Below are 11,696 nucleotides of genomic sequence, written 5' to 3' on the forward strand. Positions count from 1 at the left end.
CTTTTATGCATAATTCTCAAGCGTTCACAGACTCTCTTCCTAAACACATTGCTATCATTATGGATGGTAATGGTCGCTGGGCAAAAGCTCAGGGTAAGCCTCGTGTCTTTGGTCATAAAAATGGCGTTCAAGCCGTTCGAAAAACCATATCTTCAGCTGCCAGACTTGGCATTAAAGCCGTAACTCTTTTTGCTTTTAGTAGTGAAAATTGGCGTCGTCCTGAAGAAGAAGTGGGTCTTTTGATGGAACTGTTTATTTCAGTGCTGTCGAGTGAAGTAAAAAAGCTTCATAAAAATAATCTACAACTTCGTGTTATTGGTGATAAAAGTCGTTTTAATGAGCGACTACAAAAGAAAATAGAAGAAGCGGAAGCTTTGACTAGCACCAATACGGGTATGGTTATTAATATTGCGGCTAACTACGGCGGTAAGTGGGATATCCAGCAAGCGATGACTTCGATTGCTCAACAGGTTAAGTCTGGCGATATTAATGTAGAAGACATTGATGAAGCTATGATTACACAGCACCTGACGATGGCAGATATTCCAGAAGTCGATCTACTTATCCGCACCAGTGGCGAGTGCCGCATTAGTAACTTTATGCTTTGGCAATTAGCTTACGCCGAAATGTATTTCACTGAACAATTCTGGCCAGACTTTAATGAAGACAGCTTAGTAGAAGCTGTGACTTGGTTTGTAAATCGCGAGCGTCGTTTTGGATGCACCGGTGAGCAAATTAAAGCTCTGATGGACAGTTAATAAGGATTTTTTTGGTTTGAAACAACGAATTATTACGGCGTTGATTTTAGCTCCCCTAGTTATTCTAGGTATTTTCGAGTTATCACTTCCCACGTTTATTCTTTCACTAGCGGTAATCTCGCTACTGGGTTTTTGGGAGTGGACTCAGTTTGTTGAAAGCAAATCACGTTATTTAGCGTTGATTCCAACAGTTGTGGTAAGTGCTGCAAGTTTTGCTTTTATACCTTTTGATGCATTTAGCCTTAATAACTTATCGGGTGCTCACTACGCCATTCTAACGATTGGTTCAATTTGGTGGGTAATCGCGAGTGGTATGGCAGTGACTTATCCTAAGTCTATGCCAGCATGGAAAGACTCATCAATTCTTCGTCACGCATTTGGCGTGCTGACTTTGCTACCATTCTTCTGGAGTGTGGTTATCTTACGTGCGAACGGTATCGATGTTGATCCTTACCACGGCGCAAAATTGGTAATGTTCGTTTGCTTGATCGTGTGGGCTGCCGACAGTGGTGCTTATTTTTCAGGAAAGAGCTTTGGCAAGCGCAAGATGGCCCCTGCGGTGAGTCCTAATAAAACGATTGAAGGTCTTATTGGTGGTATCATTACAGCAGTGATCGTGGCCTGGATCTTTGCTGACTTGTTTGATATCCAATTCACAAGTCCTCTCCACATGATTGTTATTACTCTTGTGACCGTCGTTATTTCTGTTCTTGGTGATCTTGTTGAAAGCATGTTTAAACGTGTTTCTGGGGTGAAAGACAGCAGTAATCTGATTCCTGGTCATGGTGGTATACTTGATAGAATAGATAGCTTAACGGCTGCGTTCCCTGTCTTTGCTCTGCTTTATTTAGCATTCTAATAAAAAAGGGCAGTGATTCTGCCCTTTATTACATTTCTACGGTCATATGTGATGCGAAATCTAACTATCCTTGGCGCTACCGGCTCAATTGGTGCAAGTACACTAAAAGTCGTTGAACAAAACCCAGAACTCTATTCGGTCGTAGCAATGGCTGCAGGCTCGAATGTTGAAAAGATGCTGGCGTTAGTTGAAAAGTGGCAACCAAGCTATGTTGCTATGGCTTGCCCTGATGCAGCATCTAAGCTGACTGAAGTATTGTCTACGAATTACCCAAACATCAAAGTTCTTTCTGGTTCTGAAGGCATGTGTCAGATCGCTTCTCTAGATGAAGTGGACACGGTAATGGCTGCGATTGTGGGTGCGGCAGGTTTGCTTCCTACGATGTCAGCGGTTAAGGCTGGTAAGCGCATCTTGCTGGCTAACAAAGAAGCGTTGGTGATGTCTGGACAGTTGTTTATCGATGCCGTAGACAAGTACGGCGCTGAACTGCTTCCTGTCGACAGTGAGCATAATGCTATCTTTCAATGCTTGCCTCAAAACGTACAAACTAACCTAGGCCGTTGTGATTTAGAAGAGAACGGTATCAACCATATTCTTTTGACTGGTTCGGGTGGTCCTTTCCGTTATACAGACGTTGCAGAACTAGAGTCGGTAACACCAGAACGAGCGATTGCACACCCAAACTGGTCAATGGGCCCTAAGATCTCTGTCGATTCAGCAACTATGATGAATAAAGGCTTAGAGTACATTGAGGCGAAATGGTTATTTAATGCCTCTCAAGAGCAACTCAAAGTCATTATCCACCCTCAGTCTGTGATTCATTCTATGGTTCAGTACAAGGATGGCTCGGTGCTCGCTCAAATGGGCGAACCCGATATGGCAACGCCAATCGCTTTGACGATGTCTTATCCTGAACGCACAGAAGCGGGTGTTAAGCCTCTGGATTTCACCAAAGTGGGCGAGCTTACCTTCTTAGAGCCCGATTTAACTCGTTACCCATGTTTGAGATTAGCCATTGAGGCGTGCTATTTGGGTCAGCATGCAACAACAGCGATTAATGCGGCAAACGAAATTGCAGTCGATGCTTTCTTGAACAATCAAGTGAAGTTTACCGATATTGCTATCATTAACGAGCATGTTATGAACAAAGTATGTGAACAACATAACTCTGAGGGCTTAGATAGCTTGGAAAGCCTTCTCGAGCTCGATAATATGTCTCGTCAAATAGCCATTCAATTTATAAAAGAGCAGCTAGCATGAGTGGAATTCTGTGGAACTTCGCATCCTTTATTGTAGCGCTTGGTATTCTGGTCGCTGTTCATGAATTTGGACACTTCTGGGTTGCTCGTCGTTGCGGTGTGAAAGTAGAAAAATTCTCGATTGGTTTTGGTAAATCGATCTGGAGTAAAGTTGGCCGCGATGGCACAGAGTACAGCTTGTCTGTCATTCCATTGGGCGGCTACGTTAAGATGCTTGATGGTCGTGTTGATGATCTTTCTGAAGACGAACAGCAATACGCTTTTGATAAGAAACCGTTGTGGAAACGAACAGCAATTGTGGGTGCAGGTCCAGCATTCAACTTTATATTTGCCGTGTTCGCATATTGGCTGGTTTTTTTGATTGGTGTACCAGCGGTTAAGCCTGTGATTGGAGAGGTAACACCTCAATCTATCGTGGCACAAGCCGGAATTGAAAGTGGAATGGAACTTAAATCTATTTCAGGAATCAAAACCGCAGATTGGGAATCAGTAAACTTGGGTTTGATATCACATATTGGTGATGAGTCCATGACTGTAACGGTTTCTTCTCAAGACGACATCGGCTTTGAACAACAGATAACATTGGATATTTCTGACTGGTCGTTCAACCCAGAAACTGAGTCAGCAATGACAACGCTTGGTTTTAGACCGTATTCTCCAGAGATATCGACAGTGCTCGCTCAAGTTATTGATGACGGTGCTGCCTATTCTGCAGGGCTAGAATCTGGCGACAAAATTGTCGAAATTAATGGTCAGCCTATTGAACAGTGGAAGTCGGTTGTTGAATTAATCCGTTCACACCCAATGATGCCCTTGGACCTTGTCGTATTACGAAATGGTGTTGAGCGGTCATTGGTTATGACGCCGAATAGTCGCGAATTTTCTGATGGTTCTACAATCGGCTATGCGGGTATTGCTCCCGAAGTCGCAGAATGGCCAGAAGATTATCGCTTTGAGTTACAATTTGGTGTAATTGAGTCTGTAGGAAAAGCATTTGATAAAACAGGTCAAATCATAGGTTTGACACTGACAATGCTTAAGAAGCTTATCGTTGGTGATGTTGGCTTAAATAACTTGAGTGGCCCAATTTCAATTGCTAAAGGCGCAGGGGCAACCGCCGATTACGGTTTGGTTTACTTCTTAGGTTTTTTAGCTCTGATTAGTGTTAACTTGGGTATTATTAATTTAGTTCCGCTGCCTATGCTTGATGGCGGACATTTGCTCTTTTTCGCTATTGAGGCCGTTACTCGTAAACCTGTACCTGAAAAAGTTCAAGAAATGGGATACAGAGTGGGAGGCGCAATCCTCTTCTCTTTGATGGCTCTGGCAATATTTAATGATTTTACTCGTCTGTGAATGGTTTCTCACAGGCATTGGTAGTAGCAAGGAATAATTAGAATAAGTATGGCGATTAAGCAAATTCTGTTCGCAAGTCTATTGGCCACTAGTGTGGCTGCGAACGGAGCACAAAACTTTGTAGTTCAAGATATCAAGATCGAAGGTTTACAGCGTGTTGCACTTGGTGCAGCTCTACTGAAAATGCCAGTACGTATTGGCGATGAAGTGGATGACGGCGATGTATCTGAGATCATTCGTGCACTGTATGCTTCAGGCAACTTTGAGGACGTTAAAGTCCTTCGCGATGATGATGTTTTAGTTGTTCAAGTCAAAGAACGACCGACCATCGCAAGCATCTCATTCTCAGGTAACAAGGCGATCAAAGAAGAACAACTTCAGCAGAACCTAGATGCATCTGGTGTTCGTGAAGGTGAAGCCCTTGACCGTACTACACTGAGTAACATTGAGAAGGGCCTTGAAGATTTTTACTACAGTGTTGGTAAGTACAACGCGACAGTGAAAGCCGTAGTGACGCCTCTGCCTCGTAACCGTTCTGACCTTAAGTTTGTGTTTACTGAGGGCGTGTCCGCTAAGATTCAGCAAATTAACTTTATCGGTAACGAAGTTTTCTCTGACGCTGATCTACTTAGTCGTTTCAACTTGAACGTTGATGTTGCATGGTGGAATTTCCTTGCGGATGAAAAATACCAGAAGCAAGTACTGGCTGGTGATATCGAAGCGTTGAAATCTTACTACCTTGACCGTGGTTACCTTAAGTTTAAGGTAGATTCGACTCAGGTTGCGATCTCTCCTGATAAGAAAGGTGTTTACATCACGCTAGGCCTAGACGAAGGCGAAGCTTATACCGTTAAAGATGTCTCTTTCCGTGGTGAGCTTATCGGCCGCGAGGCTGACTTCGAAGCGTTAGTGCCATTCGAAGATGGCGATACATATAACGGTTCTTCTGTAACGTCTTTAGAAGAGAGCGTGAAACGAATTCTAGGCGAATCTGGCTATGCGTACCCACAAGTTCGTACTATTCCTGAATTTGACGATGAGACCAAAGAAGTGTCGTTGGTTATCAATGTAGAAGCGGGCAGCCGTATCTACGTTCGTGATATTCGATTCACGGGTAACAACTCAACGAAAGATGAAGTACTGCGTCGTGAAATGCGTCAAATGGAAGGCAGCTGGCTGAACTCCAAGTCGATTGATACAGGTAAGAGCCGCCTTAACCGTTTAGGCTTTTTTGAAACGGTTGATGTGCAAACGGTACGTGTTCCTGGCAGTGAAGACCAAGTGGATCTGGTTTACAACGTTAAGGAAGCGAACTCGGGTAGCGTCAACTTCGGTGTTGGCTACGGTACTGAATCGGGTGTCAGCTTCCAGGTTGGTTTACAGCAAGATAACTTTGCAGGTTCTGGTAACCGTGTTGGCGTAAGCGCCATGATGAACGATTACCAAAAGAATGTGAGCTTAGACTACCGCGACCCATACTGGAACCTTGATGGCGTGAGTATGGGCGGCAAAATCTTCTACAACGAATTTGAAGCCTCTGAAGCGGGTATTGTCGATTATACCAACCAAAGTTATGGTACGAGCTTAACATGGGGTTTCCCTATGGATGAGCTGAACCGTCTCGAGTTTGGTTTTGGTTATACGCACAACAAGATCGGTAACGTTCCTACCTATATTCAAGTTGAACAGTTTGCGAGAAGTATTGACCAATACGGTGATGAGCATATCTTAACCGATGACTTCGATATCAATATCTCTTGGACGCGCAACAACCTTAACCGTGGCTTCTTCCCTACTGAAGGTAACCACCAACGTGCTTTCGCGAAAATGACAGTACCTGGTTCGGATGCTAAATACTTCAAAGCGCAATACGATGTAAAACATTACATTCCGTTGACTAAAAAGCATGAGTTCACACTATTGATGCGTGGTCGATTAGGCTATGGTAACGGTTATGGTCAAACGGATGGTAATGATAACTTGTTCCCATTCTACGAAAACTACTACGCGGGTGGTTTTACAACACTACGTGGTTTTGGTTCTAACTCAGCTGGTCCAAAAGCTGTTTACGGAAATAGCACGGGCAACAACCCGACGTACAATTCTGCAACCGATGATTCGGTTGGTGGTAATGCGGTTGCTTTGGCTAGCGTAGAGTTAATCGTACCAACACCGTTTGCTTCTGATGAAGCGCGCAGTCAGATTCGAACTAGCGTGTTCTTCGATATGGCAAGTGTCTGGGATACCGAATTCGTAGACCGTGGCGCACCGAATAGCGGTCAACAGTACTACTACGATTACTCTGACCCAACAAATTACCGTTCATCTTATGGTGCCGCTCTTCAGTGGATGTCACCGATGGGACCATTGGTTTTCTCTCTAGCGAAACCAATCAAAATCTACGAAGGCGATGACGAAGAATTCTTCACATTCACCATTGGTAGAACTTTCTAATCTTTAAAGGACAATATTTTGAAAAATATGATTAAAGCAGCAGGTTTAGGCCTTGTAGTTCTTAGCTCTTCTTTCTTTGCAACAGCGGCTGAAGCTGCGCAAAAAGTGGGCTATGTAAATACTGCACAAGTATTCCAGGCTCTACCTCAGCGTGAAGTTGTTCTTCAAAAAATGCAGGAAGAGTTCAAAGATAAAGCTGCTGAGCTTCAAAGTATCCAAGCTGAAGCTAAGACTAAGATTGAAAAGCTTAAGCGTGATGGTGAGCTATTAGGGCCTGATGAAGTAGAGAAACTTCGTATTGAAGTCGGCCAACTAGACAGCAAATACAAAATCAAAGCTCAAGCACTAGAAAAAGCAAGCCAACGTCGTGAAGCACAAGAGAAGCAGAAGCTATTCAAAGTAATTCAAGATGCTGTAACTAAAGTTGCAGAGAAAGAAGGCTACGACATGATCGTTGATATTCAAGCTCTGCAGTACGGTAAGCCAGAATACAACATCTCTGAAAAAGTAATTAAATCACTGAAATAAGTTTTATGAAGAATCTGACCTTAGCCGAATTGGCAACGATTACCGGTGGAGAGCTACACGGAGACGGTGCAGTTACCGTTTCAGCAGTCGCTCCTATGGATAAAGCGCAAGAAGGAAATATTACGTTCCTTTCGAACGTGAAGTACAGCAAGCACCTTGGTGACTGTAAAGCATCCGCTATTATGGTTAAAGAGAGCGAGCGTGAACTGTGTAAGACCAACATTATTGTGGTCAGCGACCCTTATGTTGCTTTTGCTAAGGTTGCTCAAGCGCTTGATTCCACGCCAGCGCCAGCTACGGGTATTGCTGATTCTGCTTCAATTTCAGGCGACGCGACCATTGGACAAAATGTGTCTATTGGTGCCAATGCTGTGATTGAAACTGGCGTAGTGCTTGGTGATGACGTCGTTATCGGTGCTGGTTGCTTTATTGGTCAAAATGCAAAAATTGGCGCAGGTACTAAGCTTTGGGCTAACGTAAGTGTTTACCATGAAGTGGTGATTGGCGAAGCATGTTTGATTCAATCTAGTACAGTGATTGGATCCGATGGTTTTGGTTATGCGAATGAGAAAGGCGAGTGGGTTAAGATCCCGCAAGTCGGTTCAGTTCGTGTTGGTAACCGCGTAGAAATCGGCGCGTGTACTACCGTTGACCGTGGCGCATTAGATGACACTATTATTGAAGATAACGTTATCTTAGATAACCAACTTCAGATAGCTCATAATGTTCACATCGGATATGGTTCTGCTATTGCAGGTGGTACTATCATCGCCGGCAGCACAACGATAGGTAAGTACTGTATTATTGGTGGCGGTTGTGTGATTAATGGTCATATAGAAATCGTTGACGGCGTTACAATCACCGGTATGGGGATGGTAATGCGCAGTATCACCGAAAAAGGCATGTACTCTTCAGGTATTCCTTTGCAGCCAAATAAAGATTGGCGTAAAACAGCAACGCGAGTTCATCGTATTGATGAAATGAACAAGCGTTTGAAAACCGTTGAAAAACTTATCGAGAACAGCGCGGAATCATAATTCCAGCATTTCTAATAAAAGGCTCGCGTACAGCGAGTCTTTTTCGTTTATAATCCTTCTCATTAAATAAAGAATATACATAGGAATACGACTTTGACTACTGAACAGACAACGATGAACATTACTGAAATTCAGGAACTATTACCTCATCGCTACCCATTCTTAATGGTTGATCGTGTGACTAGCTTTGAAAAAGAAAAAACACTGACTGCGATTAAGAATGTTTCTGTTAACGAACCTCAGTTCACAGGCCACTTCCCACAACTTCCTGTATTCCCAGGTGTGTTGATCTTAGAAGCAATGGCGCAAGCAACAGGTCTTCTAGCATTTAAATCTTTTGGTGCTCCTTCTGGTAATGAGCTTTACTACTTTGCTAGCGTAGATAAAGCGAAGTTCCGCAAGCCAGTAGTGCCTGGTGACCAATTGGTTATCGAAGTTGAGTTCTTAAAAGAACGTCGTGGCATTGCATCGTTCAACGGTGTAGCGAAAGTTGACGGCGTAGTTGTATGTTCAGCTGAACTTAAATGTGCTCGTAGAGAGTTTTAATATGATTCATGAAACAGCGAAAATTCACCCGGCAGCAGTAATCGAAGGTGATGTAACTATCGGTGCTAACGTGACGGTTGGTCCTTTCACTTACATTGCTGGTAACGTGACAATTGGTGACGACACTGAAGTGATGTCGCATGTTGTGATCAAAGGTCACACGACAATTGGTAAGCAAAACCGAATCTTCCCACACGCAGTGATTGGAGAAGAAAACCAAGATAAGAAATACGGTGGTGAAGACACGACTGTTGTGATCGGTGACCGTAATGTGATTCGTGAAGCAGTTCAGATCCACCGTGGTACAACTCAAGACAAAGCAACCACAGTGATTGGTGACGACAACTTACTTTGTGTAAATGCTCACGTAGCGCATGATGTAATCGTTGGAAACCACACTCACATTGGTAATAACGCTATCCTTGGCGGTCACGTGAAGGTTGGCGATTATGCTGGTGTTATGGCGCTTTCTGCTATTCACCCATTTTGTTCAATTGGTGCTTACGCTTACATTGGCGGCTGTTCTGCGGTTGTTCAAGATGTACTGCCGTACGTGCTTGCACAGGGTAATCATGCCGCTCCATTCGGCCTCAACCTAGTGGGCTTGAAGCGTAACGGATTTGAGAAACCAGAAATTCGAGCATTACAGAAAGCGTACAAAGAGTTATACCGTTCAGGCAAAACACTTGAAGAAGCGAAAGCCGCTTTAGTTGAAATGGCGAAAGAGTTTGCTTCGGTAACTCCTATGTTAGAAATGCTAGAGAGCTCTGAGCGCGGTATTATTCGTTAATACTTGATGTGGTTATGTACCAATCAATATGAGTATGACAATAGTTACCTCGTTAGATTGGTATAACAAAAAGATCGCTACTCGTTAGGCGATCTTTTTTGTTTTAGGCAAGAAGGGAATTAGAAAACTATGGCACAGCAAGAAGCAGCAACCAATAGCTTGGACTTTGTTTCGAATGAACCTCTGCGTGTAGGTATCGTTGTCGGAGAACTCTCTGGTGACACGCTTGGCGAAGGCTTTATTAAAGCGATCAAATCACAATATCCGAATGCTGATTTCGTGGGTATTGGCGGACCAAAAATGAAGGCGCTTGGTTGTGAGTCTCTTTTCGAAATGGAAGAGCTTGCCGTGATGGGGCTTGTAGAAGTGCTTGGTCGTTTACCTCGCTTGCTAAAAGTGAAAGCGGAACTAGTTAAGTATTTTACTCAAAACCCGCCAGATGTGTTTGTTGGTATTGATGCGCCTGACTTCAACCTGAGACTTGAGTTAGATCTTAAGAATACTGGCATCAAAACGGTGCATTACGTGAGTCCTTCTGTATGGGCTTGGCGTCCAAAGCGTATCTTTAAAATCGATAAAGCAACCGACTTAGTATTGGCTTTCCTACCGTTCGAAAAAGCGTTCTACGATAAATATAACGTTGCTTGTGAATTCGTTGGCCACACGTTGGCTGATACCATTCCACTGGACCCGAATAAGAAAGAGGCTCGCGATCTTTTAGGTTTAGATCAAGATAAGCCGTGGTTAGCGGTATTGCCAGGTAGCCGTGGTGGTGAAATGAGTTTGATTGCTCAACCATTTATCGAAACTTGTCAGCGCATTAAGCAAAAGTACCCTGATATCAATTTTGTTGTTGCATTGGTTAATGAACAGCGCAAGAAACAGTTTACAGAAATCTGGCAATCGACGGCACCTGAGTTGGAATTCACACTAGTGGAAGATACTGCGAGAAACGTGATTACCGCTTCCGACTCAGTTCTACTAGCTTCTGGTACCGTTGCACTTGAATGTATGTTGCTTAAGCGTCCGATGGTCGTAGGCTACAAGGTCAACAAGCTCACTGGCTATATCGTGAAGAAATTGTCGATCACAGAATTTGTCTCGTTACCGAATATCCTAGCGGGTGAAGAAATCGTAAAAGAACACATTCTTGAAGAGTGTCACCCAGATTACCTTTTCCCATCGGTCGATAAGATGCTTTCAACTGACAACGCGCCATTGATTGAACGCTTTACTGAAATGCATCACTGGATTCGTAAAGACGCGGATAAACAAGCGGCTAACGCAGTTCTGAAATTGATCGGTCGAGAGTTTGTTGAATCATAAAGTGCTTCTTTCAAAAGCATTTGCTTAAAAGTTACAAAGAGAATTGTCATGGCAGTAAAAGAGAAAAAAGAATTTCCTCCTTTTGAGTATCCTCAAGGCTACCAGTTATTTGCTGGTGTTGATGAAGTGGGGCGTGGGCCGTTAGTTGGTGATGTAGTTACCGCCGCGGTTATCCTCGATCCGAATAACCCAATCGAAGGCTTGAACGATTCAAAAAAACTGTCTGAGAAAAAGCGCCTTGCTCTGCTTCCTGAAATTAAAGAGAAAGCCTTGGCATGGTCTGTGGGGCGTTGTTCCCCACAAGAAATTGATGAGTTGAATATCTTACAAGCAACTATGGTAGCTATGCAGCGTGCTATTGCAGGGCTGAGTGTTCAACCTGATATGGCGCTAATAGATGGAAACCGAGTCCCTGAGCTACCGATGGCCGGTCTGGCTATTGTAAAAGGGGATTTACGGGTGGCTGAAATCAGCGCAGCGTCTATCATCGCTAAAGTGGTTCGTGACCAAGAGATGGAAGAACTTGATAAGCTTCATCCAGAGTTTGGTTTTGCTAAACATAAAGGTTACCCGACAAAAGCGCATTTTGAAGCGATTGAAAAACATGGCGTAACCGAGCATTACCGTAAAAGCTTTAAGCCAGTAAAACGTATTCTTGGCATAGATTAGAGCGAATTGAATAAGCTCTATATAGATTAGAGCTTTACGTAAACTAGAGCTTAGCATCGAATAAAGTTGCTTAGTGACGTTAGAAAAAAATAGAATACACACAGTTGTAATCCT

Annotated in this window: 11 protein-coding genes; all 11 read left to right on the forward strand. The window is 43.5% G+C overall.

Translation table 11 applies throughout. The features are described from left to right. Positions 1–5: 5 nt before the first annotated feature. The 11 genes from ACED25_RS12990 to rnhB all read left to right on the forward strand — a co-directional run bounded on the left by ACED25_RS12990 (position 6) and on the right by rnhB (position 11,582). Complete coding sequence (locus ACED25_RS12990) at positions 6–758, forward strand: isoprenyl transferase (protein ID WP_009847415.1); 753 nt, start codon at positions 6–8, stop codon at positions 756–758. Positions 759–774: 16 nt separating this feature from the next. Then, positions 775–1,617 (forward strand): phosphatidate cytidylyltransferase, encoded by an 843-nt coding sequence (locus tag ACED25_RS12995; RefSeq protein ID WP_065679076.1) that lies wholly within the window; start codon positions 775–777, stop codon positions 1,615–1,617. Positions 1,618–1,668: 51 nt separating this feature from the next. Continuing rightward, positions 1,669–2,877, forward strand: coding sequence for a 1-deoxy-D-xylulose-5-phosphate reductoisomerase (ispC, locus tag ACED25_RS13000; protein WP_371695424.1), 1,209 nt, complete (start codon positions 1,669–1,671; stop codon positions 2,875–2,877). After that, positions 2,874–4,232: a sigma E protease regulator RseP gene (gene rseP / locus ACED25_RS13005; protein ID WP_102249087.1), complete on the forward strand. Its 1,359-nt coding sequence runs from the start codon at positions 2,874–2,876 to the stop codon at positions 4,230–4,232. Before ispC ends, rseP begins: the two co-directional genes overlap by 4 nt. A gap of 48 nt (positions 4,233–4,280) precedes the next feature. Next, positions 4,281–6,686: an outer membrane protein assembly factor BamA gene (gene bamA, locus ACED25_RS13010; protein ID WP_012604598.1), complete on the forward strand. Its 2,406-nt coding sequence runs from the start codon at positions 4,281–4,283 to the stop codon at positions 6,684–6,686. Positions 6,687–6,713: 27 nt separating this feature from the next. Further along, entirely contained in the window at positions 6,714–7,214 is a 501-nt protein-coding gene (locus ACED25_RS13015; RefSeq protein WP_009847410.1) for an OmpH family outer membrane protein, read from the forward strand. 5 nt (positions 7,215–7,219) lie between these two features. Beyond that, a complete protein-coding gene (gene lpxD / locus ACED25_RS13020) occupies positions 7,220–8,251 on the forward strand; it encodes a UDP-3-O-(3-hydroxymyristoyl)glucosamine N-acyltransferase (RefSeq protein WP_371695425.1) in 1,032 nt (343 codons plus the stop codon). 93 nt (positions 8,252–8,344) lie between these two features. After that, positions 8,345–8,797: a 3-hydroxyacyl-ACP dehydratase FabZ gene (fabZ, locus tag ACED25_RS13025; RefSeq protein ID WP_009847408.1), complete on the forward strand. Its 453-nt coding sequence runs from the start codon at positions 8,345–8,347 to the stop codon at positions 8,795–8,797. 1 nt (position 8,798) lies between these two features. Next, a complete protein-coding gene (lpxA, locus tag ACED25_RS13030; protein WP_371695426.1) occupies positions 8,799–9,587 on the forward strand; it encodes an acyl-ACP--UDP-N-acetylglucosamine O-acyltransferase in 789 nt (262 codons plus the stop codon). Positions 9,588–9,716: 129 nt separating this feature from the next. Beyond that, on the forward strand, positions 9,717–10,913 hold the full coding sequence (lpxB, locus tag ACED25_RS13035; RefSeq protein ID WP_371695427.1) for a lipid-A-disaccharide synthase: 1,197 nt from the start codon (positions 9,717–9,719) through the stop codon (positions 10,911–10,913). Between the two features lie 48 nt (positions 10,914–10,961). Then, positions 10,962–11,582 (forward strand): ribonuclease HII, encoded by a 621-nt coding sequence (rnhB, locus tag ACED25_RS13040; RefSeq protein ID WP_012604594.1) that lies wholly within the window; start codon positions 10,962–10,964, stop codon positions 11,580–11,582. Positions 11,583–11,696: the final 114 nt, after the last annotated feature.

Origin of the sequence: Vibrio sp. 1F263 (genome assembly GCF_041439035.1) — a bacterium.
Classification (GTDB): Bacteria; Pseudomonadota; Gammaproteobacteria; order Enterobacterales; family Vibrionaceae; genus Vibrio; species Vibrio tasmaniensis_A.